Here is a 26,718-nt window from a genome sequence, read left to right on the forward strand (position 1 = left end):
CGTTGGATCGTCGCCACCATCAAGATGTTGAAGGTTTATCGATCATCACCCCGGACGATTCAATGGGAAATATCATCACCTTTCACGGTTTTTTAAACGATTCACGGGTATTGGTTCGTCGCAGGCGCCCGCCCCGCTAGCCCTGCTCCGCCGCCACCTTCTTTTTGTAGATGGTGAGCAGGATGCCGCCGATTCCGGCGACCACGCCGCCGCAATAGATGAAGACCATGCGCCCCCCCAGGCTGTTGGGGATCAGGAATCCGCACATTAGCAGGCTGCCGAGAATGAGGTTGAGCGAACCGACAATGTGGTATTGCGCCGCATCGCGGTTTTCGCTCTTTTCCGCCACGTGGTCGATGGGCGTGCGCATGTCCTTGAACAGCGCCTCGATCGATTCCCTGTGCCCGGGGGTTACCCGCTTGTAGAAGAGCGACGAGAAGAAGAACCAACTGATGCTGCACATCAGCGTGAAGGCGGTGATGACGATGAAGGTCACGTCGCCATGCTCCATTTTGTTCATTTCGTCGAGTCCCCAGATATACTTTCCGGCGGCGTCGATGGAAATATAGAACTTGGCGAAGAAGGCGGCGCAGAAACCGACCACCACCGTGCTCCAGCCACTCCAGACCGGGGTCTTTTTATAGACGAAGCCAAACACGGCCGGCACCACCATCGGCGGGATCACCAGCGAGAAGACCAGGTTGGAGAATTCGAACAGGCCAATCTCGCGGTTGTTCGCCAACGTGGTGGCCAGAATGATGAGCGCAACCGCGAGAATGACCGTGAAGATGCGCCCCATCAACAGTTGCTCCTTTTCGGAGGCGTTGGGCTTGATGAACTCGATGTAGAAGTTGCGCACGCAGAAACCGGCGTTGCGATTGAGCGCGGTGTCCATGCTGGAGATCGACGCGGCGAACATGGCGCAAACAATCAGGCCCACCATGCCGGTCGGAAGCACGTGCGCGGCGATGGCCATGTAGGAGCCCTCGGTCGGGTTCGGCATGTCGGGGAAAACCTGCGCAAGGTCGGGATAGATCACGGAACAGGCCATGACCGGAAGAAAGGCCACGATCGGAATGAAGATCGATCCGGTGGCAATCACCAGCGTCGACTTCTTCGCCTGTCCGCCATCCTTGACCGACAGGAATTTTGCGCCCTCCTGCGAAAGGTCGGAGGCCTGCATGATGCGCATGACCATGCTCAACCCCAGGAAGGCAATCCAAACGCTCGGCGCCTCCACCATGTTGAAGTTGGTGAACTCCGCCGGAATCTTTTCCATCAGGCCCGGCAGGCCGCCGATCTCCGGAAGCATCAGCGTGCGGATCAGCACCGTGATGGTGCCCACGATGATGATCGTCATCTGGACAAAGTCGGAGGCGATGACCGACCACGCCCCCGCGCCGAGCGAAACGCAGGTGACCACGATGCCGAGAATCAGGATGCAGAGGTTGAGCGGCACACCGACCGCCGCGCTCATGAAGATGGAGACCGTCATCAGCCACATGGCGCCGATCATCATGTTGGCGGGAATCTGCACCCAGATCCAGAACTGCTCGGTGAAGCGCCCGTAGCGCCGCCGGATGCCTTCCGCCACGGTGATGACGCGCATCTGGCGGTAGCGACGGGCCAGGAAGAAAAAGATGATCAGATAGGCCGGCAGCCATAGCCAGTAGAGGATGAGCATCAGGAAGCCCATTTCATACACGCGGCAGGCGGCGGCCGTGAACGTCCAGGCCGACAAGCCGGAGGCAATGCCCGACATGCCGGTCATCCACCAGAGCATGTTGCCGCCCCCGCGGAAAAAGTCGCTCGCGTTATGCGCAATCTTGCGGCACACGAAGCCGATCGACATCGTGAACAGCAGATATAAACCAATGACCAGGTAATCCCAAATTCCCAACATAATGTATCCTTCCTTTCATGCACCCTAAAGGTGTTCAAACTCGCTCTGCCGTCTACTCATTTCCCCTCACGCTCCAGCAGTTTTTGGTTTACGTGCGGCGTGGCATCTTTCCGGAATTCGCGTTTCAGCAACGCCAACAGCTCCTCCGTTTTTTCGGGATGTGATTGCGCGAGGTTGTTGCTCTCGGAAACATCCTTTTCCATATCGAACAGCTCGATCTTCAGATCGGGTTCGAACGGCGAAGCGTTGTAGACCACCAGCTTCCAGTCGCCATGCCGCAGCGCGAGGTTTTTCGGCGTGCGCCAATAGAAGGTTTCCGGGTCGGCGGCATGCAGGAAATCCCGCCCTTCCGACGCCCCTTCAAGACCTGCCAGCGAAAGGATCGTTGGATAGAGGTCCTGCACAATGACCGGCTGGTCCCACGCGTCGGCTTGCAACCGCCCCTTCCAATAGAGGAACGCCGGGGTGCGCACGCCGCCATCGTAGGGGAACGCCTTCCATCCGCGCAGCGGGCCGACATCGCCATACACCCCATCGTTGCCGTAAAAATTAGTCTCGTGGAAATCGTCCGGGATATACCATTTTTTGCCCGGCGAAGACGGGCCGTTGTCGGAGAAGAGCACCACCAGCGTATTTTCCAGCAGGCCGCGCTTTTCGAGGGTTTCCATGACGCGCCCGATGGAGTCGTCGAGCTGCGCCATCATGCCGGCATAGCCCACGCGGGTTTGGGTTTCGTATTTACCCTCGTAGGGCGCCGCCCATTTCGGATCGACCTGGATCGGCACATGCGGAGCGGTGTAGCTGAGGCAGAGGAAAAACGGATCGTTCCCGGCACCTTTCAGATAGCGGATCGCATCGGCCGTCAGCAGGTCGGTCGTATGGCCTTCCTCCTTCGGAGCCACGCCATCATTGCGCCACCAGTCGTAGCCGGTTTCGGGATTCTCGCGGGTATACTGGTCGAACCAACCGCCGCGCAGGCCGTAGTGGTAGTCGAAACCATGCGCGCGCGGCGCCAGCTCCGGCTGGACGCCGAGGTGCCATTTCCCGATCAGGGCGGTCTTGTAGCCGTTGCGACGGAACACCTCCGGCAACGTATCGGCAGCGGCCGGGATGCCGTAGTGGTCGTCGTGCTGGATCGGATAGACAATCCCGGAACGGCTCGGTGCCTGGCCGGTGAAAAACGCGGCGCGCGTCGGGGTGCACGTTGAATACGTATAGAACCGGTTCAACCGGATGCCTTGCTTGGCATAGCGGTCGATGGCGGGCGTTGCAATGTCGCCGCCCATGTAGCCGAGATCCTTCCACCCCGCGTCATCGAGAATGATGGTCAGCACGTTGGGCTTCCGGGCTTTTTCGTAGACCTTGAAGTTTTGATAGCGGCTGCAGCGCGTCCACATGTGGCGCAGGCCGATGCGCCCTTCGTTGACCGGAGGAAACTGGCAGAGCTCCCACTTGAACTCGTGCCGCTCCCCGTTGCGTTCGGCCACGAAACGCAACCATCCGTTTTCCTTGATGGCGGTGATGTGCCACGTCTCGCCGGGTTTGAAGAGATCGATGTCCGAATATTTCGGATCGAACATCGTCTCCTTCTGGAACTTTTTCAGTTCCGCGGCCGGGTAGCGCCGGGCGGCGACATAGCGGCCATCGGTGGCGTAGGAAACATGCAGCGCGTTCATGTGGAGGAAATAGGATTTCATCCAGGGTTCCCAACGCTTTTCCGTGGATTGGAAAATATCCGTCGGCCATTCATCGGTGCCGAGCCCGGTTGCCTGGATGTAGAGGATATTGACGCCGGCATCCAGATTGGCATCGAGCCGGGTGTAGTCGTATTCAATCTTCACATCGCCGGAAAAGACGCGCTTCGTCCAAAGCACGGCGTGGCTGGCGTTTTCCTTGAGAACCGGACCGGCCGAATAGGTCATGCCGTCCGCACCATTGGTCACCCAGGCCTTGTTTCCTTCCAGGAACCAGTTTTGCTCCCAGTCCCCGGTGCCGTCATCGGCGAACACCGGTGTCCACTCAGAGGCATTCGCGGCGACAGCCATCAGCCCTAGCGCGAGTAGCAGACCGCGATTCATTTGGAACCCTTCTTCATCCGCAACTCAAACTGCGCCTCGTAGAGCGAGTCCGGCCACACGCGGGCGCCGTTCGACTCCAGCACCTCCACCTGCGATTCGTCGAACGCCTGCGGGTTGCCGTGGAAACCAATGACGTAGGGCATGATGATGCGGCCATGGACGCTCTCGGGACGGATGAAGCCGTATTCGCCGGGTTCACCTTCGCCGGTGTTGTTGTAGTTCCATAAAACGAGGCCGCGCAAATGGTTCGGCAGGCTTCCCAGCGCCCCGCCCCAACGGCCATATTTCCAGCCGCCGGAAATGTTGTCGAACAGCGTCCAGCGCGGTTGGGAGGCGTGCGATTCGAAGCAGGTGTCCGCGCGGTATTCGCAATTCAGGAACACATTGCCGGAGCATTTCCCGGCCACGCCGCTGGCGTGCCAGTGGCCCGACGTGTCTTCGACATCGCGCACCAGCACATGCGAAGAATTATGCACCGAAATCGCATTGTGCCCGGCGTTGCCATCGAGCACCAGGTCTTGAACCGTCGTGGCGGCGCAGGCCTTGATGGATACGGCGCGGCTCCAGTCGGTGAAGCGGCAGTTCCGGATCCAGCCGTTGACGGTTTTCGAAAAGGCCACGCCGCTCCAGCCGCTATCGTCCTGGAACGAGCGATGGTGGACAAAGTCGCCATGCCAGTTGCCGCGAAAGGCGATCCCCTCCACACCGACTTCTTCGAGCGGTTCATAGTTGATGACCATCCACCCCTGCGCCGCTATCACCTCCGTATGGATCGGCTCCTTGAACACCAGCGTGTTGCCGTCGATGTTTTGGATCAAGTGGAACTCGTCGATCACCACGCCCTGCCCATTGATTTTTTTCCACGCCGGGTCGGGCGTGTACGGCGCAACCGCCTCGGCGACCAGCTGCGGCGAATTATTCTCCAGGTTCAGCAGCACCCAGTCGCCCGCCTTGAACGCAGCGGCATCCTTGACCTGCACCGAGAAGGTTTCCCGCCGCGCATCCGCCACGACCGCCGTCTTGGTCTTGCTTTCGCCTTTGCCCTTGAACTCGATCATGAAGGGGCAGGAATAGAGCTTTTTCGGGTCGGTCGGATCGAGGTGCAGGTTCATGAACAACTCGGTTCCGCCTTCCCCGCTGCCGCTGCCGCGTAAAACGATCCCGCTTCCGCCGATGCGGATCGGCTGGTTGACCGGATCGGTCGGTTCGTTGATCAGGAAGCGGCCGGGCGGGAAAAAGACGATGCCCGAGCCCTGTTTTTCGGCGGCCTCAATGGCAAGCAGAATGGCTTTCTTGTCGGACTTGCCATCGTTGGGAACCGCACCGGAGCGGGTGACATCGAACACCTTGGCCTCCACGGTAGGAAGCGGTTCCTCGCCATGGCGGTAGCCGGCGAATGAAAAGTCGGCCAGTTCCGGTTCGCCCCCGGTCTGCTTGGCCTCGCGGAATTGGGTCCACAGCCGGGAGGGGGTTGCGGCAGCCCGATGCGTTGCCTTGACCCGTTCCCATTCGGCCTTGGCTTCGGCCACCCAGGCGGGCGCCCCGCCCAACCGCTTGGCCAGCTGCGCCTCGAACAGGGACGCTGGTTCCACCGGCGCGCCGTAGGATTCGAACAGGCCGAGGTGCTCGCGGTTGAAGGTGCTCATCACGCCGTGGAAGCCGATGTAGTTGGGATACGCCACCTTGGTCTTGCCGAAATATTTATTCTTCGCGTCCTCCTCCGTCTTCGGCATGTTCCAATAGTCGTGGTGGATCTTTTCGCCAATCTGCTCAAAGTTCCAGAAGGTGAGGTCGCGCAGGTGGTTCGGCTGGAGCACATAGCTTCCGCCATTGTCGCGCAGGTTGGCCACGCTGATGTCCCACAGCGAGCAATACGGGAACTGCGCGTGGAAATCGGGCCCGCCGCAGCGCGGCGTCTGCTTGGTGGCGCCGACCGATTCGTAGCGCCAGATCACGCCGCCGACATTCTCGTGCGAGATGCCGCAGCCGTGGAACGACCCCTTGTCGGTGAGATCCTGGCATAAGCCGATCAGGTTGCCGCCGCCCCAGTTCATGCTGAAGTTGCCATGGCCTTGATGGCCCTCGATCGTGTTCATGATGAAGGATGACGCAATGCAGCCGGAGGCTAGGAACGCCTGGGTCATATCGGTGAAACGGCAGCGGCGGATCCAGCAGTTGCGCCCCTGCTTCATGCCGATCCCCTGGAAGCCGCTGTCGTGGATGAAATCCTTGTGATGCACAAACGGCACCGGACAGTTGCCCGTAAAATGGAGATCCTCCACCCCCCACCCTTCAATCATCGGATAATCGTAAACCGTCCACTCGACAACCGGATCGATGTCGGCACGGATCGGCTCCACGAACGTGACCACATTCCCGGCCACCTTGGCCACGACATGCTTCTCGGCCACCGACACGCCGTTTTCGTTGATCTCCTTGAAAATGTCCCGAGGCTTCAGGCCTTTCAGATACCAGTCGTTCAGCTTGGTGCTTTGCGCGCAAAGCATCACGGTTTGGTTCGGTTTGATCTTCGATGCGTCGTCGAGGGTGATGCAGAAGGTTTCGGCCCCCGCGGGCTTCACGACCTTCGCGAGTTTGGTTTGTTGATCGCGATATCGGGAAAGGTGCGCCTCATTGGTCGGATGCCGGAAAACAAAGACGGGGGGCACCGTCCATTTTTTCTCCGGATCCTCGGGCAGGAAATGGTGCTTCTGGTGAATCTCGGTTCCGTTCGCCCCGCTGCCGCTGCCGCGCAGCACAATGTTGGCGCCGTTGATTTCGATGGGATCGGCAATGCCTTCCCTTTCCGCCACCAGGAATTTTCCCGGCGGGAAAAAGACGATGCCCGAACCGTTGGCCTCGGCGGCCTTGATGGCGCGCTGGATGGCCGCATAGTCGTCTTTGCCATCGTCCGGGAGGGCACCGAACCGCGCAACATCGAACACCTTCCACTCCACATCCGGAATGGCTTCGGCTCCATACATGTAGCCCGCCCACGAATAGTCGGGGATGACGGGCTTGCCCGAATCCCAGTCGTTCCACACCTCGGAAGTCGCGGCATGCGCCACCCCCCCGAAAACCAGCAAAGCGAGAAAACCATAGTTCATCAGCACATCTCCATCATGAATTGGTAGGTCCGCTCGGCAAAGCCCGGCGGCGGTTCGTGCGCAAAGTCGGGATAGACCTCGAGCGACTTGGTTGAAGCAATCTTGTTGTAGGCCGCAAACTGCGTGGAGGGCGGGCAGACGGTGTCGCGCAAGGTGGTGGCCAGCAGGACCTCGGCCTTGATGCGCGGCGCGAGGTGCTGCACATCGATGTAGCCCAATTGCCTGAAGATCTCGTCCTCGCGCCGATGCTGCGGGTCGAACTTGCGGAAATATTCCTCCAACTCGGCATAGGCATCCTTTGCGAGGTCGAGGTCGTAAACCCGTTTGTAGTCGCACAGGAACGGATGCACCGGGGCGCAGCGCGCAACGCGCGGCTCCAGCGCCGCGCAAGCCAAGGCCAGCGCCCCGCCCTGGCTACCGCCCATCGCGCCGACCCGGTTTTCATCCACGTCGTCCATCGCCATCACGATCTTTGCCAGCTGGGCGGTGTCGAGGAAGATGGAGCGGTAGAGCATTTTTTCCGGCGCATCACCGAGCCCCCGGATGATATGGCCGCGGTGGGTATTGCCCCTCACGCCGCCAACATCCTCGGAGCATCCGCCTTGTCCCCGGCAGTCGAGCGCGGCAACCGTGAAACCGGCGGCGGCATAGCCCAGCTTCTCGAGCCATCCGCCGCAGTCGCCGGTGTAGCCGTGGAACATCAGCACCGCCGGATGCGGCACTGCGACCGGCTTCGGTTGCAAGAGCTTGGCATGGATCCGGGCTCCGCCGGCACCGGTGAACCACAGATGCGAGCAGGTCGCGAACGGCGTTTGGAATTCCTCGTCGGGAATGATTTCGATCCGCGGATCGACGGCGTTCATTTCCGCCACGGCGGCATCCCAATAGGCATCGAAATCGTCCGGCCTCGGGTTGGTTCCCCGATACCGGGACAACTCCTCCAGCGGCATATCAAACGTAGATGGCATCCAATCACTCCTTATTGTTTTTTACCACAGAGGACACGGAGGCATAGAGATCCTGACACTCCGTGCCTCTGTGCTCTCTAGCGAAGCGGGTGGTAAAGAAATCCATGATCAGTAGCGAGGCTTTTCCCAAATCTTCTTCACGAAATGGCAAACCATCTTGGGTTGTCGGTCGCGGGTGAAGGCGCCCTTCTTGTTTCCGCCGACGCGCACGAAATTCTGGGCGGTACGGAAGTCGGCGAAATTCCAGATGTGCTCGCCGACGACAAAGTCGAGTTCGCGCATCACTTCGATCAGGCCGAGGATCAGCTCGGTCTGGTATTCCTCGCTCCACTGCTCGGCCGGCAGGCTGTGCAGGCCGGCGATGGTGTCGGCGCCGAACTCCGTGATCATGATCGGCTTCTTGAAGGCGGCATACATTTTTTCGAGCGTGTTGCGCAGGTCGTCCTTGGCATCGGCCACCTGGCCGGGCAGGTGGTACCACCCCGGGTAGAGGTTCACGCCCACGACATCGAAGAACTCCATCACGAGGTCGTTTTCCGCCTTGCAGGTGATCATCGTGACCGGGCGGGTGGAATCCATCGAGCGCACCAGCTCGGAGAGCTTCTTGAAATACGGGATCGATTCCGGGCGGTTGGTGGTGGCCTCGTTGGCGACCGACCACATGACGACCGACGGATAGTTGCGGTCGCGCTCGATCAGCTCGGCCAGCACCTTCAGATGGGCATCCAGCGTGCGTTCGGTCACGAACTCGAAGTTGATCGACACCGCCGGCGCCTCGGAGATGATCAGGATGCCTTGCTCGTCGCACAGCTGGATCAGCTCCTCGGAATAGGGATAGTGCGTGGTGCGGTAGGAGTTGGCGTTGATCCATTTCAGCAGCTCGTGGTCGCGGATGTTGACGCTGTGGTTGAGCCCTTTTCCAATCACCGCGAAATCCTCGTGGCGGCCGAAGCCCTGGAAATAGACCGGCTTGCCGTTGAGCAGGATGCGGTCGCCCTCGACCTTCACCTCGCGCACGCCGAAGCGCTGCGTGTATTCGTCAAGCACGTCGCCATCGTCCACAACCTGGATCGTGACGTTGTACAGGTTCGGCTCCCACACATTCCACAGCTTCACATCGTCGATCTTGAACGCGGCCTCGAACGCACCGCTTTCAACGGACGCTTCCACGGATGCCCCTTCGCAGGAAAGCACCACCGCCGATGCCGAACCGGCCACCTGGCCGGCCACGTTTACCGTGCCGTCGTTCTGCGTGGTGACCACCACCGTATCGAGCCAGGCCTGCTTCGAGGTGGTGTAGACCATGACCGGGCGGTGGATGCCGGCGTAGGGGAAAAAGTCGAACGGCATATCGGGATACTGGCCGGCGAACTGCCCCGGTTCCGGATTATTGTTAAGGTTGCCCATCGGCACGGTGTCGGTGGAGAGCAGGTTTTCCACGCGGACGCAGAGCCGGTTTTCCTTTCCGAAATCCACCACGTCGGTGATGTCGAACTCGAACGGGGTGTAGCCGGTTTCGTGGTCGCCGAGCCGCACGCCGTTGAGGAAGGCTTCGCCGCGGTAGCTGACGGAATTGAAGCGCAGCACGATGCGCTCGTCCTTGAGCATCTTCGGCATGTCGAAGGAGCGTTGGTACCACACGCCCTTGTCCCACATGCGGAACTCCTCTTCGGTGAAGAGGTCGTTGTAGCTGCTCGGAACGGCAACCTGTTTTTCGGGGGCGAAGCCGTTGGCGAAGTCGCCGGGGGCTAGCTCGCGGGCAAAATCCCAGATGCCGTTCAACTCGAACAGGTCGCGGGTGCGGGTACGTTTTGGATAAATCATAATGGTTCCTTTCCTCCAATATACTACAGGACTATTGGTAACAGGACTATTGGGCTCTTGCGAGTTGCTCGAAAAATAGTCCTGTTATCCATCGTCCTGTTAAATTTTCTTGATCGTGGTTTATCTCTGTCTTGGCAGATGTTTTCCGGGGTTGGGGACGAGCTCCGCCCAGGCTTCGTGGCGGAAGCGGTACGGCGCGGGAAGCGTGTCCGCCTCCTTCATGTAGGCGGCTTTCATGCGTTCGGCCACTTCGGGCTTGGCCTGCATCAAATCCTTCTGCTCCAGCGGGTCGTCCTTCATGTTGTGCAGGCTGAAAAACGCGGCGCGCCCTTCCGGGAAGGCCTGTTCAAGGCCGGGATCGAGCGTGCCGATGTAGCGCAGGATATAGTCGCCCTCAACGAGGGCCCAACCGCCGGGCCACCGATCGCGCTCCTGCTGCGCATGGACGATCGTCTTCTTGCCGGAGAAGCCCCATGCCGGCGCGTGGATGCCCGTCCAGAAGAGCCGGGCGTGCAGCGGTTGCTCCGGGTTGTCCACCACCTGCATCAAATCCTTGCCGTCGATATTGTCCGGCAGCCGCGCCCCGGCGGCGGCCAACGCGGTGGGCAGCACATCCATCGACGAAACCGTCTGTCCGATCACGGCCGCTCGCTTGATCCGCTCCGGCCAAACCATCATCATCGGAATGCGGGTGCCGCCCAGAAAGAGCTGCCCCTTGTGGCCCTTGTGCGCCCCGTTGCCCGGCACGAGGCTCAGGTCGCCATCGCCCACCTTGCAGGTGGCGCCGTTGTCGGAGAGGAAAAAGAGCAGGGTGTTTTCCCATGCGCCGCGGCGCTTGAGCATGTCCACCATGCGCTCGATCGACCGGTCGACGGCATAGATGTGGGCATAGAATTGGTCGATGGATGTGTAGCCGGTGTCGAAGCGCTTCGCATATTCCGCCGGGGCATCGACATCGAGCGGGATATGCACCGCGTGCAGCGCAAGATCCATGAAGAACGGTTTTCCTTCATCCAGCGACTGCTCCATGAAATCGATCGCCTTATCCGTGAACAAGTCGGTGTTGTATCCATGGCGGTTGCCCGTGAAGGTGCGGTTGTCCCAGATCAGTTCCGAGTTGTAGAACGGGCATTCGTAGAAGTTGTAGAAATAGGCATAGTCGAAACCGTTGTTGTGCGGATGATCCTTTTCAATGACCGATCCGCGGTAACCGGCCTGGTTGACCTCCGCTTCCGTTCCGCCCTCCGCCAGGATTTTTTTCCTGAGTTCACTGTCCTTGGAACCCACATGCCACTTGCCGACAAAGCCGGTTTTGTATCCTTGATCCTGCAAGCCGGACGCGAGGCACCGCCCCTCCGGCAGGCCGCAGACGTTGATGTCGATGTTGCGGTATGCCCCCCATCGCGTTGGACTCGTCCCGGTCAGCACGCCCTGCCGCGCCGGCGCGCACAGGCTGCTGGCGGAAAACGCACGGGTAAACACCACGCCCTGTTCCGCGAGCGTTTCCATGAACGGCATGGCGCGGCGCGAGGCCTCCAGCGCCACCTGCGGATCGTAGCTTTCCTCCAGCGATGCCGTATAGTCCAGAAACGCCGGATCAACCTCCGTCAGCTTCAGCTGCCGGGCCACCGGCGCAAAATGCCCCGTCCCGAAATCGTCCAGCATAACCACCAGCACATTCGGCTTCGGCACCGCCTGAAGCGATACCGCCGAAATGCAGGCAACCCACAGCATCCAATTCCTTACCATACCTAGCGCCATGCCCAACCTATCCCTTTGCCATAATTCCCGGATTTCAAACGTGGTCAAAACGTAATCCATTGGTGGACCAGGGGCAATTTCGATAATGCGCAATGTCTCACCAACATTTGCGCAACAATCGATCTTGATTTCGACCGCACTCCCCTCCGAACCAATCCACCATGCGCTTACGGAATTCCTCCCGGGAAAGAAAACGGCGCATATCGATATTGAATCCGATTAACAAAACCATTAGGAGGTTTAGCGGAGAAACGCACCAGCCAGCCGAAATGGCACAACCTACGACCGGAGATCAGCACATGGACCTTAAAATTTTCGCACCTTTATGGGGATCCGAACAGATGGATTTCGCCACCTTCGCCGACCGGGTTGCCGAGGCGGGCTACGATGGGGTTGAACTGTCGTTCCCGCTGCACGACGAAGCGGTGCGCGAAAAGGCCGTGCGCATCCTGAAGGAACGGAACCTCGCTCTCATTGCGCAGCATTGGCAAACCATCAATCCGAATATCGCTGAACATATCGAAGAATTCCTTGCGCATCTCAACTGGCTGGCGGACACCGAACCGTTGTTCATCAATTCGCAAACGGGACGCGATTGGTTTTCGGTGGCAGACAACCTGCGCATCATCGAAGCCGCCGCTCGGTTTTCGGAGGAAACCGGGATAAGGGTCCTGCACGAAACGCATCGAGGCAAGTCCCTCTTCTGCGCCACCCGGACCATGGAAATCCTTGAAGCGGAGGCCTCCATGCGCATCACGGCCGACTTTTCCCATTGGTGCACGGTCTCCGAATCGTGGCTCGAAGACCAGCAGGCGACCGTGGCACAGGCCATTGCGCGCGCCGACCACATCCACGCCCGCGTCGGACATCCGGAAGGTCCGCAGGTGACCGACCCCCGCGCCCCGGAATGGCAGGATGCCCTCCATGCCCACCTCGCGTGGTGGGATGCCATTGCGGAAACCAAGAAGGCTTCCGGCGAGCGGCTGACGATCACCTCCGAGTTCGGCCCGTTCCCCTACATGCCCACCCTGCCCTACACCCGGCAGCCCATCGCCGACCAGTGGGAAATCAACGTCCACATGATGAATCTGTTGCGCCAGCGGTATCAATAAGGCGTTTCGCTATAGGGCGGTGGAATGCCGCATCTCCTTGCGGAAGACGAGCGGCGCCCGGCCGAGGCACTTTTTGAAGATGCGCGAGAAATAGAATCCATTTTCATAGCCGCACTCTTCCGCAATCTCCCCGATCGGCAGTTCCGTGGTTGAGAGGAGCTGGCGCGCCAGCTCCATGCGCTTGGACTCCATGTAGCGATACGGGGTCGTATTGAAAACCTGCCGGAACATCCGGTGGAAATAGTTGGGGGCCAGGTGAACCAGCGCCGCCATTTCCTCCAACGGCGGATTATCAAGATAATGCAGGTTCAGATAATCCAGCACCGGGGCGATGCGCAGATAGGCCGGGTCGTTCCGGAAGCGGGATTCCGCATCGCTTCGCTCAAGCACACTGCCGATCATTTCCAGCAGCAGCCCGTGGATGCCGAGCAGTGAGGAAACCCCCGATGCAGGATGGCTTGAAGAAGCAATCGCCTCGGGAGAAATCCGCGGAAAGGCGGCGTGTTCCAACACCTGGAAATCGGCGCTATGATCCAGCAGGCGCCGGAGCGGCAACGACTCGGGAACAAAGTGCAACCAGGCAACCTTCATCCGCTTTTCACATACGCTTTGTTTTATCCGGTAGCCGTTGATTAAAAACAACGATCCAGGGGCGAGGCGCAGGGATTGCCCCCCTTCCATCACACAACATGCTTCCCCCTCCAGGGGCAGGTAAAGCTTGAAGCATTCATCGAACGGATTATGGGCGCGTGTCCATTTCGATCCGACTTCCTGCAGACCGCTGGCCAGGAAACGCAAGGTGAAGTTCGCAATCATAGATTTGGCCCCTGGTTAAGATCGTGCAAATACATAGCAGGATCGTGCATGGCCGGCAAAGCCTGTTTTCGGTTATATCCATCTCCATGAATCCAACCCTTCCAAAAAAAGGCATGAAGATGAATACAACGAACCAGCGAGACCTCTCCTTCCGGGAGGTTCGCAATCCAGCCCCCAAAACCCTGACGCCGGAGCAGATTGCCTTTTACAACCGGGAGGGTTATCTCAAGCCCTTCAAGGCCTTCACCACCGATGAAGCGGACGAAAACCGCCGAACATTCGACGGCCTGCTGGCTCGGATCAAAGAGGCTCGCGGCGACGCCGACAGCTATGCCATCAACGGGTTCCAGACCCATTGCGAGAGCATCTACACGCTGGCCACGAACCCGGTTATCCTCGACCATGTGGAAGATTTGCTGGGGCCGGACATCATCTGCTGGGCAACGCACTATTTCTGCAAGGAGCCCCACGATCCGAAGGCGGTTCCGTGGCATCAGGATGCTTCCTACTGGCCGCTCACCCCCTCCCGAACCGTAACCGTCTGGCTGGCGATCGACGATGCCGACCGGGAAAACGCCGCCATGAAATTTTTGCCGCGCACGCACAATGCCGGCCACCTTGAGTGGAGGAAAACGGACAAGGAGGCGGTGCTTGACCAGGAGATTGTAGGCATCGGGAACATGGGGCAACCGGTTTACAACGAGCTCAAGGCCGGTCAGTTTTCCCTGCACGCCGACATGCTGGCACACGGCTCCGACCCAAACCCATCGCCGCGGCGGCGCTGTGGCTTGACCCTTCGCTATTGCCCCCCCGAAGTAAGGCCGCTCGAATCCAACTGGGCGTCCGGAGCCATCCGTTGCCGAGGCAACGCCCCGGCGCCCCACTGGAATTTAAATTCACCACCAAAGGGCGATACGATTAAGGACTGGATAACGCCCGTGGGCGGAAACTGACCCCCAACCCAACCGGAGATACAACCATGCTGCACGATCCCAGCCACTACACCCCGCTGGCCACCGATGAATTAATCGAGGTCTCCGGAAAAGACCGCGATATCCTGCGCGGACTCGCCGAACAAAAAGCCGTTGCCGGCAACGATTCCCGACGCACGGAAACGATCCGGCAATGGACGGCCATGAACGACCTGAAATCCGAGCGCCCCATGGTCTGGATCAACGAGATCTGCTGGAACGAAATGGAGGTGAACGATGAGCTGAAACTTCAATGCGAAGGCAGCTGGGCACGCGAGCAGGAAGTGCTGCTGCGCAAGGAGCTCTACCAGTGGAACCACCTCCCCGCCGACATGGTTGTCAATCCATGGATCGCATGCCCCAAAGCCATACACAGCACCGACTTCGGCATTGTCGAGGACACCGACATCTCCGAAACCGATTCCTCCAACCAGGTGGTCTCACGCCACTTCAACATCCAGATCGAGGAGCTGGCCGACCTCGAAAAAATCCAAATGCCGGTCGTCACCCACAACGAGCGGCAAACCGCGTTGCGCGAGCAGGTGTTCAACGAGGTCTTCGGCGGCATCTTGCCGGTGAAGGTTGTCGGCCAAAGCCACCTCTGGTTCACGCCCTGGGATTTCCTGATCCGCTGGACGGGGATCGAGAACGCGATGATCGGGCTCTACGACGACCCAGACCTCTACCATGCGCTCGTCGATCGGCTGGTGGATGCGTGGATGGTCGAACTCGACCAGTTCGAAGCGCTCAACGTGCTTGAACTCGACAACAGGAACGTGCGCGTCGGCTCCGGGGGCTACGGCTACATCTCCGAACTGCCCTCCTTCGAAAACGCGCCGGAACACGTGCATCCCAAGGATATGTGGGGATGCTCCAACGCGCAGATTTTTTCCGAGGTGTCGCCGGACATGCACTGGGAATTCGCCATCGAGCACGACATGCGCTGGATGCAGCGCTGGGGCATGAACTACTACGGCTGCTGCGAACCGCTGCACAACAAGGCCGCGTTGATGAAAAGGATTCCCAACCTGCGCAAGGTTTCCACCAGCGCCTGGTGCAACGTGGAAAAATTCATGAACGAGCTCGGGCCGGACATGGTGTACAGCATCAAGCCCAGCCCGGCCATCCTCGCCGAGGACGCCTGGCACCCCGAACGCGCGCGCGCCGAGATCCGCCGCGTGCTCGACATCGGCCAAGGCGGCCACATGGAATTCATCATGAAAGACATCTCCACCGTGCGCTACAAACCCGAACGCCTCTGGGAATGGGCGGAGATCGCCATGGAGGAAGTGAGCAGAAACTGAATCAGACCAACTGCGAAAGCAAGGTGCGCGCAGGAGCCACGAGGGTGGCAGATATATTGGTTGCTCTGTGCCTCCGTGCGCTCTGTGGTGAGACTCTTCAAGTTAATTGCCTATAAGAACATTCCGCAGTTGCATGCGGAATTGGATCGATCGTTTAAGGGGGGATACGTCAAAGGCAGCGCTGCCCGAACCTAGCCTTGCGCCTGCTGCCTGCGGAATTCGGTGGCGCTCATTTCGAGGAGTTTCTGGAACGCGAACTCGAAGCGCTCGGTGTTGTTGAAGCCGCTCTCCTTGGCGACGCGCGAGACGGGCCAATCGGTCGTCAGCAAAAGCTCCCGGGCCCGCTCGACATGGACACGGCGGATTTCCTGGTAGATGCCGTGCCCCACCTCGTCCTTGAACTTCATCTCCAGCCAGCGGCGCGAAACCGGCACCACGTCGAGCACATTCGTCACATCGATGAACTCGTTGGCATGGTTGCGGATGAAGCGCAGGGCGCGCGCAACCTCGGGATATTCGGAGCGCGTCATGTCGGTCGAGTTGCGGAAAATGATTCGTTTCGGAGGAATCAGGATACGCGACCTGGCCAGCTCCTCCCCGTTCATCAGCTTATCAAGCATGGCGGCGGCCTTGAAGCCGACCGCCCGCGCATTCGGCGCAATGGAGGTCATCGAGGAATAGGCCAGGTTGCAATACATCTCGTCGTTATCGACGCCAATCAGGGCGACATCCTCCGGCGAGCGAAGCCCCAGGCGGCGGCAGGCTTCGAGCACGGCGAATCCAACGCGGTCGCTCGAAGTCATGATTCCAACGGGTAGCTCAAGGTCGCGCAAGGCATCCATCAATCGCTCGGGGGAGACGAGCTCTTCGGAGACATGCTCGCCGCGGACCACCTCCGGCTGATACTGCACCAACGTGCAATTGCCTCCGTTTTTTTCCAGGATTTGGCTGAACCCCTCATAGCGTTCGCGCACATGGCAAAGCCCGGTCAGCCCAACGAACGCGAACCGGTCCAGCTTGCACTCCACCAGATGCTCGGCCGCCATTTGGCCGATGGCATGGTTGTCCACCCCGACGGTCGGGAATTCCCGGGCGGCATCGTTGCTCGATGTGTTGACCAGGGGTATCTTGAGCGAGCCTAGGTTTGCCGCATCGGTTCCGGTATAGATTTCGCCAATCACCCCGTCGCCGTCCCATCCAACCAGACTTTCCGGCATGACGTAGGGCTGGGCAAGCTCGTTACGGTGGATTTCCCAGGCGGAATGCTTGCGGTAGTAATCGATGATGCCCTTGATCTTTTCACGCCCATGGGCATATTCATGCGCAACGATGGCCAGCGCCACCCGCTTATACTGCATTGAACTGCTTCTGCGTTTTCTGCCCATGTCATCTTTCATAGGGCATAGACTGCCCTTTACCATGCGCAATCATCAAGTTTTTTTGCGCATACGAACGACGGTCACCACCGGCTCCACGCCCGCCGGCCGCACGAGCCTCATACAGCCGTCGTCCTGAACCAGCTCGACCTGCAAACCATCCACAACCTTTTCAGCCGATGCGAACTCCAACCCCACGTCCGGCAGAACCAGCCCCGCCTCCGGCCATTCCAGAACGTGGAGGAACACCTCATCGCCTTTGCAGGAGGCCCCGCCCCACTCGCCCGGTTCGAAGGGGCCGCCCTGCGTCCCGTAGACCGCCTCGCCATTGGCGCGGATCCATTCGCCGGTTTCGTGGAAGATTTTCGTATGTTCGGGATCGAGCGAGCCATCGCCCTTGGGGCCGATGTTGACCATCATGTTGCCGCCGCGGCACACCACGCGCGACACCGTGCGGATCCAGTGGTCGGTTCCCCGCCCCTCCTGGATGCCCGGCACATGGCTCCACCATTCGTTGAGTGCGTCGCAGCCCTCCCACGGCCGGTCGTTCTGGATTTTGTTTTCATCCAGGAACCGGTAGAGCTGGCCGGCCTCGTAGGTATCGAAATCGCCCTGCCAGCCGGAGCGCGGGTTGATCATGGCATCCGGCTGCAGCCCGCGCACCATCGCGTTCAGCTTTTCGGGTTCCCACAGCCACTGCCCCTGGTCGCCGGGCGTGCCGGGTTCGCGGCCGTGCCAGCCGGTCTTCATCGAAAAGTGCAACCCGCCGTGCGCCAACCAGCCGCCGTCGTACCACAGCACCGGGATCTCGCCATAGTTGCCCATCAGCTCGCGCACCTGCGCATAGCCCTGCTCCTTCATGGCCAGCGCGCTTCGGTGGTACATGTGCGGGAAAAAATAACCGGGGAAGCGCCAGTCCATCGGTGAATAATAGAGCGCCGGGCGCAGCCCCTTCGCGCGGAACGCGTCGAGATATTCGCGGACAAAGTCGCGCTTCGCCGCCGTCTTCACGGAGGTGAAATCCGAGGCGGCGCTGTCGTACAGGCAAAAGCCGTCGTGGTGGCGCGTCGTGAAATAGCTGTAGCGCGCGCCCAGCGAAATCGCCAGCTCGGCCAGCTCGTTCGCATCGAAGTTTTCGCCGGTGAATTCGGCCGCGCGCGCGGCATATACCTCCACGTCGATGCCGTTGAGGAACATGGTCCACTCGCCATCCTGCGTCAGGGAATAGAGCCCCCAGTGAATGTAGAGCCCAATCTTTGCCTCGCGATACCACTGCCGTTTTTCCGGCGGCAGTAACAGCGGGTCGTCCTGCACGGCCTCCGCCGTGATCTGCAAATCCATATCCGCCATGGGGATGCCCTAGATGATTCTCCGACCGTCGGCATCGCCGTAGTCGATGAGATATTCGCGGCCGTCCTTGAGGGCCAGCTTAACGCCGCATGCATTGCCGGAAGGCGCCCACGGAAGAAGTTCGAGCGAGGCGATCGGATGGAGTTCATCGTCCGTCCAGTCGCCGCCATCGAGGCGGTGCAGCAGGACGGTCACGAAAACCTCCATGCCGGAATAATCCTTTTCGCGGATGCGCTCGGCATAGAGCACCGTGCTTTCGTCGGCCTCGGGGTTGAGTCCTTGGTGTTGCGCAACATCAATCCTGTCCCAGCCATGCACGGGCATCATCGCCAGCTTGCGCCCGTCCTCAATCGAAGCAACCAGGCCGCCCCCCACCTTTTCGACCAGGGCGGCTCCCGGCAATGCAAAGTGGCCGAGCTGCAGCTCGTTGCGGTACGGCACGCGCACGCGGTCGACGCGGATGACGCCGCCGGGCAACGGGATGTCGCACAGGTCGATCCGCTCGGGGCCGCGGTTGACGCCGCCCTTGTTGGGGTCGCCCAGTCCGAGCGGCTGCGTGTTTTGCAGGCGGTAGAGCAGGCCGTCCTCGATCTTGTTGAAGGCGAAGTTGAGCGGAATGCGGAAGTCGTGCCCCATGTCCTTTTCGCGGATGGAATAGCTGGCGGCGTTGGTGCCGAGCGGGGTTTCGGTCTCGAGCGGGAAGTCGGGATTGAACTGGAGCTGGTTGTAGTAGGTATCGTGCAGCAGCACCTTGCCGGTGCGCAGCTCGGTGGTGCCGGTGGAGCCGTGGTTGACCACCTGCATGCCGGGGCCGGAAAGCTCGATGGTTTCGGAACGGTTGCCCAACTCCGGCCAGAATCCTTCGTTTTCGGGGGCGGTCCAGAACGGCGAATCTTCGGGCAGCGTGAGCGCCACGAAGGTCTTGGCGCACCAGAACGGGCTGGCGGCGCAGCTGTAGAATTGGATGAGCGGCTCGAACGGGCCATAGTAGCCGAGGCACGGCAGCCCGTTCACATAGAGATCTTCACGGCCCATGAACTGCATCATGTTGGCCGAGGCAATCCGCCGGGCGAAGCCGGGATCGAGCACCGGATCGTTCATCAGGAAGTGGGCGCCGAACGCGGTGGAGGCGGCGAAGCGGTAGATGATGCTCCGCCCCCACATCAGCTGCTTGCCGTCGCGCGAAAAGAAGCGCGGCCAGTTCAGGATGAATTCGCGGTTGCGCCTCTCAATGATCGCCGCGATCTCCGGCTCGTGCTCGTAGCCATACCACTTGCACCAGAGCGGGCCGTAGAAATGGAACCCCCACGGGTTGTAGAAATCATAGTTGGTGTCATCGATGTACCAGCCGTCGCCGACATGGTTGCTGAGCAGGTGCTGCAGGTGGTCGGTCAGCGCCGCCTCGTCGATGGCGAACCCGTTCACCTTCAGGAAGGTGAGCATCAGCACGTTGAAGAAGCGCCAGTTGTGGCCGATGGTCAGGCTGTGGGCATAGTCCGAAACGAGATCGGCAACCTGCTGCTTTTCCTTGCCGGAATAGTGGTCCCAAATCTGCGACTTGGTGTTCATCAGGTTAATCACCAGCGCGGCGCCTTCGACCGTCTGCTGGTATTGCATGCGCCCGGTCTCCTTCGTGAAGTCGGTGATGCGCCCCCAGTAGCGCGGCGACTTCGGGTCGGTGGCGAGCAGGATCTGGTTGCCGTAGTAGTCGCGGATGTTGAGGCCGTTGCAGACCGTCTCCGGGTTGTCCACCAGCACCGGCGAAGCCGCCATCATAGTGCGCACCAACCCCTCGAATTCCGCCGCCTGGAAGCGGTGCTTCGGATCATGGGGCTGCGGGTAGCTGATTTCGTTCTGCTTCGGCAATGTGATCGGATCGTCGATCCCGTTCACATGCTGGAAAACACCATCGGTCAGGAAATGCGCCGCATCCAGCCAGTGCTGGCGCGTCATGCCGGTGAACGGACTCAGGGCCGTGTTGGGGTTTTCAACCGAAAACGCATACGGGGTTCCCTCCATCCAGGTGGATTCGGTTCCATCGATAATTTCGCGGCTCTTTAAATTGTAGGCCATGCCATCTCTCCTTACACATCTGATCGTTCAGAGGTGAAGTGAACCGCATGGCTGCCCCGGATACAATGGACATTTTGCGCAATGCAATCATTGCATTTGCGCATGGAGAAAATGCAGTTGCCCGATCAGGCGTAGCCGAGCTTTTTGAGGATCCAGAAATTCTTGCGCCAGTTTTTTTCCACCTTCACCCAAAGATTGAGTTTGAAGCGGACGCCGTACATTTCGTACAGCTCTTTCTCGGCCTGCTCCCGCACCCATTTGATCAGGCGGCCTTTTTCGCCGATGACAATCCCCTTCTGGGAATGGCGCTCGACCATGACGGAGACATCCACCGTCCACTTTTTTTCCTGCTCGTCGATATCCTCCACCCAGATGGCCAGGGCGTGCGGCAGCTCCTTTTCCAACCGGTGGAAAAACTTTTCGCGGACGACGTCGGCAATGTTGAGCTTCCGCGGATAGTCGGTGAGGATGTCGTCGGGGAACAGCGGCGGCCCCTCGGGGATATGGCCGAAGAGCGTATCGAGCAGCCCGGCCATGCCGGTGCCCTGCAACGCGGAAACGGATGCCCAGACGGGCTGCACGGCCGACTCCTTCTCGGCCTTGATCTCTTCCCACAACGCCTGGTAGGCATTCACAAAGTTGGTGCCGCGGTCGCTCTTGTTGAGCGCAATGATGCACGGCACCTCCTCGCGGCAGATGCGGCGGAACCAGCCATCGTCCTCCAGCTCCGGCTTGGAGGAACCATCAAGCACCAGCAGGATGGCATCGACGCCCTGCACGGCGGAGCGCGCGGCCTTGTTCAGGTTCTTGCCCAGCTCCCCCTGCGCCTTGTGCACGCCGGGGGTGTCGAGGAAAACCATCTGCCCGCGCTCCTCGGTGAGGATGGCGCGGATCAGGTTGCGGGTCGTCTGCACCGTATCGCTCACAATGCTGACCTTTTCGCCGAGCAGGTGGTTGACGAGCGTGGACTTGCCAACGTTGGTGCGCCCGACGATGGCAACGATGCCCGCCCGGCCGGAACCAGTGAATTCTGTGTGTTCTTCAGTCATGGGCGCGGGTTGTACCACATTCCCCCCCTAAAGCGTAAAGAATTCTCTCGGATTCGCTTTTCGGCGTTGCGCCGCTTCGACCCATTATCTATGGTATTTGCCTTATGAAATTTGCACTTTCCATTTTGATGATACTGACCGCGCCCATTTTCGCTTTTGGGCAAATGACGAACGCGCTCCGGAAACCGGTTTCGATCGAGATCGACGGCTATGCCGCCAAGGTGAACAACCGGGTGATCACGATCGGCGAAGTGAACGATGCGCTGACACCGCTGCTGCCGGAACTCTACCGCCAGTTCAAGGGCGACCAGCTGAAGGAAGAGCTCGACAAGGCGTTCGACAAGGCGCGCGACCAGCTGATCGAACGGGCGCTGATCATGGAGGCCTTCACGGCCAAGGGCGGCCAGATTCCCGACCAGTATGTGAACGAGAATATCAAAAGCGAAATCAACCAGCGCTACAAAGGCGACGAAGCCCTGTTCGAGCAAATGCTCGCCCAGCAGAAAAAGACGCGGGCCGAATATATGGAAAACGTGCGCGAGCAGATGGCCGTGGGCATGTTGACCAACGAAGAGGTCGGCCGCCGCGCCCGCGTTACGCCCGAACAAGTCCGCGAGGCCTATGAGCAAAACAGGGAAATGTATTATATTCCCGAGAAGGTGAAATACAGCATCATCGTCCTCAACAAGGGCACCACCCCCGACGACCAGGCCGTGAAGCGCGAGGAAGCCGACACGATACGCCGACGCCTGCTCGACGGCGCCGATTTTGGCGAAACCGCCACGGAAGTTTCCGAAGGCAGCCGGGCGGCCGATGGGGGCGCGTTCCCGTGGATGCAACCGAAGGATGTGCGCCCCGAGCTGCAGGATACCCTGAGAACCCTCCCCGCCGGCGAGATTAGCGAAATCATCGAAACCGAGCAGCAGCTCTACATCGTCAAGGTCGAGGCCCGCCGGCAGCCGGGCTATAAAACGTTCGACGAAGTCCGCCTCGACCTCAAGAACGCCCTGACCGCCAAGGAACGCCAGCGCCTCCACGAGCGCTGGATCGACCGCCTGAAGGAAAACAGCTACATCCAGATCTACGACTAGCCGGCTTCAGTCAGCCCCTACTCATCCGGGCCAACGCGGCCCCGCATACGCTTCTTCTGGCCCTGCTTCGATTTGTCGTCGAGCATCCGCGCCTTGGCGCGGCGGGAGCGGCGGCGCTTTTGACGGCGAATCTTTTCGAACGCCTGCTGCTTCTTGCTCTGCTCGCCGAGCAGCTCCTCCTCGATCTTCTCGCACAAATCGCGCCGGGCCCAATAGCGGTTGTCGGCCTGCGAACGCGTTTTATGGCAGCGGATCTCGGTGCCCGTCGGCGCGTGGTGGAGCTGGACGCACGAAGAGGTCTTGTTGATCTTCTGCCCGCCCTTGCCCGATCCGCGGATGAAATGCTCTTCCAGATCGCTTTCGGCGATTCCGAGCTTTTCCATCCAGGCCAGCAGCTTTTCCCATTTTTCAGCCGTAATCATAGGAACACCATAGGGACCGTGAAGCGCTTTCGCAATTGATTTAACCACCGGTCCGAATAAGATGGGTCGAATGGAAGAACTGCTAGCCAACACCGAAAGCGGAATCCGGGAACTCTTCAGATCCATCGAATATGTACTGCTCGTTTGCGGACTGTTCACCTTGTTGCTGTTTGCCCTGCACCGTCGGCGGAATCCGCCGGACACCCCCACCCTGAACCGGCAACTGGCCAACCGCGCCCTCGGAGCCGTTGAAATCTTCAGCATTGTCCAGCTCTACCTCGTGCTCCTGTTCCTCGCCATGTTCAGCGGCCGCCTCTTCTATGAAGAACAGATCCCGACGGCCAAGCTGGGCATCGCGCTGCTGATCTACACCCTGGTCTCCCTCGCGATCTTCACCAACAACCGGCGCCGGAAAAAAACCATGGCCTCCGGATTCGGAATGGGCCTTGCGCAGCTTCGCTACGCGGGGCTGGCGCCGTTCTTCTACCTCGCCATCGTACCCCTGCTGCTCGTCTCGGGCGCCCTCCTGAAATGGCTCGGCTACGAACTCCCCCTGCAGGAGAATGCCCAGCAGTTTGTCGAATCCAACCCCGCCCAACGCATTCTGTTTGCCGTCATGGCCATCGTCGCCGCACCGTTCTTCGAGGAGCTGCTGTTTCGCGGCATTCTCCTCCCGGCCCTGCTCAAGCGCATGGGACTGGCCTGCTCCACCCTGCTGGTCTCGTGCCTGTTCGCACTGATGCACTTCAACTTCCTGCTCCTGCTGATCGCCTTCACGCCGGCGGCCATCGTCTGCATTCTGTTGTGGCCCTCGCAAAAACCGTGGCTGCGGGGCTTGGCCCGGGTCGCCTTCGGCCTGGTGCTGCTCTCGTCGGCCGGCATCACCTTCGCCAACGGGAGCTTCCATTCGTTTGTATCGCTGATGATCCTGTCGTCCGGGGTCAGCCTGGCCTACTGGCGCACCGGCTCACTCTGGACCAGCATCGGCATGCACGCCATCTTCAACGGCGTCACGCTCTATACGCTCAACATGGTTGGATAGAAACCGCGAGAAGCGAACGCTGAACTTCGAAGTTCTACGTTCAACGTTCGAAGTTCATCAAAAGGTCGTGAGGCCCGCAATCGCCGCGCCGACCACCGGGGCATCCTCCACCTGGATGCAGCGGATATGCAGGCCTCGCGCAGCCAGCATGCGCTGAAGATGCGCCTGCACCTTCTCCGGCATCTGGAAGGTCTTGTAGTAGGTGGAGCCATCGATGTTGACGCACACCGGGCGGGCGGCATCCTGCCCCGCGCCACCCTTCACCACCGCCGCAAGAATATTCACCGCCGTCAGCAACGCCGCTCGGTCCACCACCGCCCCGAAAACCGTCTTCATGATCGCGCGGTCGCCATCGGTAAACGCTTCCGTTCCCAGCACGCCCGTATCGCGGCCGTTGTCGGCCACCAGATTGTCGATATCGATGGTCGAAAGTTCCTTCATGATCGAGAGCGAGGCCGCCCCTTCATCCGAAAAGACCCCTTCATCGGCCAGCGACTGCAGCAGCTCCAACGTAAGCGCGCCCATGTAGACGCCCGAAATGGTTTTCTCGAAAACATGCCCGCCCGGATTCTCGCTTTGTCCATCCAGCTTCAAATCCAGCGCGCCCCGCTTGAAGGCGCCGAAACCGCCGGACTCCACATTGATCACCTGCGAGCCCGCCCCGAGATAGCCTTCGAGCTTGCCGATCCGATCGTTGTTTTCCACATAGGCGGTATTCGTTCCCGTCCCCAGAATGAACCCGATATAGGACGAGGCATCGAACGCCTGCCCCTGCGCAAGCCCCGCCAGCAGACAAGCCACCGTATCGTTGAGAATCACAATGCGCTTCCCCAAAACACCCCGCGCCTCCAAGGCCGCAATCAGCCCGGCGCCGATATGCTTGCCAACCAGCTCCGGAATCTTGATCTCCTTGGTCCAATGCAGCAGGCGCCCATCGAAATCCGGCAGGATGGTCGCCGGATAGGAGAAACAAAAGCCAATGCTTTCAAACTCGCCCTCGATGGGCTCCAGCGCATCAACCAAAACCCGGTAGAACTCCGCCGCCGAAATCTCCTCGTCGCGCCCCGGCATCGGTTGCTTGCTGAAATTCGAAAGCTGGATCGCGCCCGCATCATCGAACCGAGCCAGGCAGATGCGCAGGTTCGTGCCCCCGGCGTCGATCACCGCAACCGGTTTGTTGGAAGGAACCAGCCCCTCCGTCCCGACATAGGCCGGAATCATCGCCAACGAGCTCGACTCGCCATTCAGCCCCTTCTCCATCTCATCCAGAAAATGCGCCAGCAATTCATCCGCATCATACGCATCCGCCGCAACCATCTGGGTTTTCAACCAAGCTTTAATATCCATATCGTTTCCCCTTCAAAAGCGACAATTAATACACCCCCGGGAACGGCGCATCAAGCGCACATCAAGCTTTTGCCTCCCCACCGGAACGCCGGATTCGCGTAAGCAAAGATTGCCTAAGCCCACGCACCGTCATATTTTCATGGCCTCGTGGAACAGCAAAAGGAGCACCCCATGGAAATCCAGGAACTCGTCATCCTCATTGCAACCGGAGCAATCGCCGGTTGGCTCGCAAGCCTGATTGTCAGAAAAGGCGGCTTCAACATTTTCGGCAACATCATCATCGGCGTCATCGGCGCCTACATCGGGACCGCCCTCTTCCAAACCCTCGGCATCCGCTTCGCCAACCCCCACCTCGGCCTCCTCGCCATGTCCACCATCGGCGCCATCATCCTCCTCATCCTCATGGGCTTCCTCATGAAATTCATGACAAAAAAATAGCCGCCCCCCGCCCCCCTCTGGAGGGACATCGGCCTCGCTGACCTACCTGCCGGCTTCAATCCGCGCGCCCCGTGTGGGGCGCGACACCCGCCAAGTTTGAGATTACGGGCTGGTTCAGGTTTCAATCCGCGCGCCCCGTGTGGGGCGCGACCCTCGTCTTTTTCGACACAGGGCTTGAATATCCGGTTTCAATCCGCGCGCCCCGTGTGGGGCGCGACAAAACGACCGTTATCCGGTGCCGGGAGAATAGATGTTTCAATCCGCGCGCCCCGTGTGGGGCGCGACCGCCGCGTTCGTGGCAAGAATTGCAGTGGGAAGTTTCAATCCGCGCGCCCCGTGTGGGGCGCGACCTCAAAGCCGGCTGTCTCGAAATTGTTGAAACGTTTCAATCCGCGCGCCCCGTGTGGGGCGCGACTCAGCTCGCCATCCCGGCGGAGGGGAATTTCCTTGTTTCAATCCGCGCGCCCCGTGTGGGGCGCGACGGGCGACGGGTCATGAGCATTATTTGGCGGATGTGTTTCAATCCGCGCGCCCCGTGTGGGGCGCGACGTCGGCGTACGGCCAGAGGACGGCAACGCACGCGTTTCAATCCGCGCGCCCCGTGTGGGGCGCGACCTTGGGGTTCGCGCCGGGGGAGACGGAGAGCTCGTTTCAATCCGCGCGCCCCGTGTGGGGCGCGACGTTGT

The 26,718-nt window shown here is 60.0% G+C and carries 19 protein-coding genes and 1 CRISPR repeat array (1 of these 20 running past the window's edge); of the genes, 6 read left to right on the top strand and 13 right to left on the bottom strand.

Annotated elements, in window-relative coordinates; translation table 11 throughout:
* Nucleotides 1-136: 136 nt before the first annotated feature.
* The 6 genes from E9954_RS13550 to E9954_RS13575 form a co-directional block, all read right to left on the bottom strand.
* Entirely contained in the window at nucleotides 137-1,903 is a 1,767-nt protein-coding gene (locus tag E9954_RS13550) for a sodium:solute symporter family transporter (protein WP_136079684.1), read from the bottom strand.
* Between the two features lie 56 nt (nucleotides 1,904-1,959).
* Entirely contained in the window at nucleotides 1,960-3,981 is a 2,022-nt protein-coding gene (locus E9954_RS13555; RefSeq protein WP_136079685.1) for a DUF1961 family protein, read from the bottom strand.
* The gene (locus E9954_RS13560) at nucleotides 3,978-7,088 is read right to left on the bottom strand and encodes a DUF4955 domain-containing protein (RefSeq protein WP_136079686.1); all 3,111 of its coding nucleotides are present in this window, start codon (nucleotides 7,086-7,088) and stop codon (nucleotides 3,978-3,980) included. The genes E9954_RS13555 and E9954_RS13560 overlap by 4 nt, the downstream gene beginning before the upstream one ends.
* Nucleotides 7,088-8,056, bottom strand: coding sequence for an alpha/beta fold hydrolase (locus E9954_RS13565; RefSeq protein WP_136079687.1), 969 nt, complete (start codon nucleotides 8,054-8,056; stop codon nucleotides 7,088-7,090). Before E9954_RS13565 ends, E9954_RS13560 begins: the two co-directional genes overlap by 1 nt.
* 108 nt (nucleotides 8,057-8,164) lie before the next feature.
* The gene (gene uidA / locus E9954_RS13570; RefSeq protein WP_136079688.1) at nucleotides 8,165-9,880 is read right to left on the bottom strand and encodes a beta-glucuronidase; all 1,716 of its coding nucleotides are present in this window, start codon (nucleotides 9,878-9,880) and stop codon (nucleotides 8,165-8,167) included.
* Nucleotides 9,881-10,000: 120 nt separating this feature from the next.
* Nucleotides 10,001-11,629, bottom strand: a complete 1,629-nt coding sequence (locus tag E9954_RS13575; protein WP_168442242.1) for a sulfatase family protein — start codon at nucleotides 11,627-11,629, stop codon at nucleotides 10,001-10,003.
* A 311-nt stretch (nucleotides 11,630-11,940) separates the two neighbouring features.
* Here E9954_RS13575 and E9954_RS13580 point away from each other — a divergent pair, with 311 nt between their 5' ends.
* On the top strand, nucleotides 11,941-12,753 hold the full coding sequence (locus tag E9954_RS13580) for a sugar phosphate isomerase/epimerase family protein (RefSeq protein ID WP_136079690.1): 813 nt from the start codon (nucleotides 11,941-11,943) through the stop codon (nucleotides 12,751-12,753).
* A 9-nt stretch (nucleotides 12,754-12,762) separates the two neighbouring features.
* Here the strand turns inward: E9954_RS13580 and E9954_RS13585 are convergent, their stop codons facing one another.
* Entirely contained in the window at nucleotides 12,763-13,569 is an 807-nt protein-coding gene (locus E9954_RS13585) for a helix-turn-helix transcriptional regulator (RefSeq protein WP_136079691.1), read from the bottom strand.
* Nucleotides 13,570-13,688: 119 nt separating this feature from the next.
* Here E9954_RS13585 and E9954_RS13590 point away from each other — a divergent pair, with 119 nt between their 5' ends.
* Together E9954_RS13590 and E9954_RS13595 are read left to right on the top strand one after the other, a co-directional pair.
* The gene (locus tag E9954_RS13590) at nucleotides 13,689-14,522 is read left to right on the top strand and encodes a phytanoyl-CoA dioxygenase family protein (RefSeq protein ID WP_136079692.1); all 834 of its coding nucleotides are present in this window, start codon (nucleotides 13,689-13,691) and stop codon (nucleotides 14,520-14,522) included.
* Nucleotides 14,523-14,548: 26 nt separating this feature from the next.
* Nucleotides 14,549-15,844 (top strand): hypothetical protein, encoded by a 1,296-nt coding sequence (locus E9954_RS13595; protein ID WP_136079693.1) that lies wholly within the window; start codon nucleotides 14,549-14,551, stop codon nucleotides 15,842-15,844.
* Nucleotides 15,845-16,035: 191 nt separating this feature from the next.
* Here the strand turns inward: E9954_RS13595 and E9954_RS13600 are convergent, their stop codons facing one another.
* The 4 genes from E9954_RS13600 to era all read right to left on the bottom strand — a co-directional run bounded on the left by E9954_RS13600 (nucleotide 16,036) and on the right by era (nucleotide 21,692).
* Entirely contained in the window at nucleotides 16,036-17,229 is a 1,194-nt protein-coding gene (locus E9954_RS13600; RefSeq protein ID WP_168442243.1) for an AraC family transcriptional regulator, read from the bottom strand.
* A 45-nt stretch (nucleotides 17,230-17,274) separates the two neighbouring features.
* A complete protein-coding gene (locus E9954_RS13605) occupies nucleotides 17,275-18,570 on the bottom strand; it encodes an alpha-L-fucosidase (protein ID WP_136079695.1) in 1,296 nt (431 codons plus the stop codon).
* A 9-nt stretch (nucleotides 18,571-18,579) separates the two neighbouring features.
* Nucleotides 18,580-20,643 carry a DUF2264 domain-containing protein gene (locus tag E9954_RS13610; protein WP_136079696.1) on the bottom strand — a complete coding sequence of 688 codons (2,064 nt, stop codon included), beginning with the start codon at nucleotides 20,641-20,643 and terminating at the stop codon, nucleotides 18,580-18,582.
* Nucleotides 20,644-20,768: 125 nt separating this feature from the next.
* Entirely contained in the window at nucleotides 20,769-21,692 is a 924-nt protein-coding gene (gene era, locus E9954_RS13615) for a GTPase Era (protein ID WP_136079697.1), read from the bottom strand.
* Nucleotides 21,693-21,796: 104 nt separating this feature from the next.
* On the opposite strand from era, the gene E9954_RS13620 reads away from it, so the two are divergent.
* Nucleotides 21,797-22,783 (top strand): peptidylprolyl isomerase, encoded by a 987-nt coding sequence (locus tag E9954_RS13620; RefSeq protein WP_136079698.1) that lies wholly within the window; start codon nucleotides 21,797-21,799, stop codon nucleotides 22,781-22,783.
* A gap of 17 nt (nucleotides 22,784-22,800) precedes the next feature.
* Here the strand turns inward: E9954_RS13620 and E9954_RS13625 are convergent, their stop codons facing one another.
* Nucleotides 22,801-23,205: a peptide chain release factor family protein gene (locus tag E9954_RS13625; RefSeq protein WP_136079699.1), complete on the bottom strand. Its 405-nt coding sequence runs from the start codon at nucleotides 23,203-23,205 to the stop codon at nucleotides 22,801-22,803.
* A gap of 70 nt (nucleotides 23,206-23,275) precedes the next feature.
* Here E9954_RS13625 and E9954_RS13630 point away from each other — a divergent pair, with 70 nt between their 5' ends.
* A complete protein-coding gene (locus E9954_RS13630; RefSeq protein WP_168442244.1) occupies nucleotides 23,276-24,247 on the top strand; it encodes a CPBP family intramembrane glutamic endopeptidase in 972 nt (323 codons plus the stop codon).
* A 57-nt stretch (nucleotides 24,248-24,304) separates the two neighbouring features.
* Here E9954_RS13630 and E9954_RS13635 read toward each other — a convergent pair whose 3' ends face one another.
* Entirely contained in the window at nucleotides 24,305-25,594 is a 1,290-nt protein-coding gene (locus E9954_RS13635; protein WP_136079701.1) for a hexokinase family protein, read from the bottom strand.
* 171 nt (nucleotides 25,595-25,765) lie between these two features.
* Between E9954_RS13635 and E9954_RS13640 the strand changes: the two genes are divergently transcribed.
* Nucleotides 25,766-26,032 (top strand): GlsB/YeaQ/YmgE family stress response membrane protein, encoded by a 267-nt coding sequence (locus E9954_RS13640; RefSeq protein WP_136079702.1) that lies wholly within the window; start codon nucleotides 25,766-25,768, stop codon nucleotides 26,030-26,032.
* A gap of 52 nt (nucleotides 26,033-26,084) precedes the next feature.
* Nucleotides 26,085-26,718: a CRISPR direct-repeat array (repeat unit 33 nt; unit sequence GTTTCAATCCGCGCGCCCCGTGTGGGGCGCGAC) (it continues 2,435 nt past the right edge of the window).

It is taken from the genome of Pontiella desulfatans (assembly GCF_900890425.1).
GTDB classification, from domain to species: Bacteria; Verrucomicrobiota; Kiritimatiellia; order Kiritimatiellales; family Pontiellaceae; genus Pontiella; species Pontiella desulfatans.

Excerpts from the sequence above, each read along its gene's own strand:
- E9954_RS13550 (WP_136079684.1), bottom strand. The coding sequence starts at position 1,903 with ATGTTGGGAATTTGGGATTACCTGGTCATTGGTTTATATCTGCTGTTC.
- E9954_RS13555 (WP_136079685.1), bottom strand. The coding sequence starts at position 3,981 with ATGAATCGCGGTCTGCTACTCGCGCTAGGGCTGATGGCTGTCGCCGCG.
- E9954_RS13560 (WP_136079686.1), bottom strand. The coding sequence starts at position 7,088 with ATGAACTATGGTTTTCTCGCTTTGCTGGTTTTCGGGGGGGTGGCGCAT.
- E9954_RS13565 (WP_136079687.1), bottom strand. The coding sequence starts at position 8,056 with ATGCCATCTACGTTTGATATGCCGCTGGAGGAGTTGTCCCGGTATCGG.
- uidA (WP_136079688.1), bottom strand. The coding sequence starts at position 9,880 with ATGATTTATCCAAAACGTACCCGCACCCGCGACCTGTTCGAGTTGAAC.
- E9954_RS13575 (WP_168442242.1), bottom strand. The coding sequence starts at position 11,629 with ATGGTAAGGAATTGGATGCTGTGGGTTGCCTGCATTTCGGCGGTATCG.
- E9954_RS13580 (WP_136079690.1), top strand. The coding sequence starts at position 11,941 with ATGGACCTTAAAATTTTCGCACCTTTATGGGGATCCGAACAGATGGAT.
- E9954_RS13585 (WP_136079691.1), bottom strand. The coding sequence starts at position 13,569 with ATGATTGCGAACTTCACCTTGCGTTTCCTGGCCAGCGGTCTGCAGGAA.
- E9954_RS13590 (WP_136079692.1), top strand. The coding sequence starts at position 13,689 with ATGAATACAACGAACCAGCGAGACCTCTCCTTCCGGGAGGTTCGCAAT.
- E9954_RS13595 (WP_136079693.1), top strand. The coding sequence starts at position 14,549 with ATGCTGCACGATCCCAGCCACTACACCCCGCTGGCCACCGATGAATTA.
- E9954_RS13600 (WP_168442243.1), bottom strand. The coding sequence starts at position 17,229 with ATGGGCAGAAAACGCAGAAGCAGTTCAATGCAGTATAAGCGGGTGGCG.
- E9954_RS13605 (WP_136079695.1), bottom strand. The coding sequence starts at position 18,570 with ATGGCGGATATGGATTTGCAGATCACGGCGGAGGCCGTGCAGGACGAC.
- E9954_RS13610 (WP_136079696.1), bottom strand. The coding sequence starts at position 20,643 with ATGGCCTACAATTTAAAGAGCCGCGAAATTATCGATGGAACCGAATCC.
- era (WP_136079697.1), bottom strand. The coding sequence starts at position 21,692 with ATGACTGAAGAACACACAGAATTCACTGGTTCCGGCCGGGCGGGCATC.
- E9954_RS13620 (WP_136079698.1), top strand. The coding sequence starts at position 21,797 with ATGAAATTTGCACTTTCCATTTTGATGATACTGACCGCGCCCATTTTC.
- E9954_RS13625 (WP_136079699.1), bottom strand. The coding sequence starts at position 23,205 with ATGATTACGGCTGAAAAATGGGAAAAGCTGCTGGCCTGGATGGAAAAG.
- E9954_RS13630 (WP_168442244.1), top strand. The coding sequence starts at position 23,276 with ATGGAAGAACTGCTAGCCAACACCGAAAGCGGAATCCGGGAACTCTTC.
- E9954_RS13635 (WP_136079701.1), bottom strand. The coding sequence starts at position 25,594 with ATGGATATTAAAGCTTGGTTGAAAACCCAGATGGTTGCGGCGGATGCG.
- E9954_RS13640 (WP_136079702.1), top strand. The coding sequence starts at position 25,766 with ATGGAAATCCAGGAACTCGTCATCCTCATTGCAACCGGAGCAATCGCC.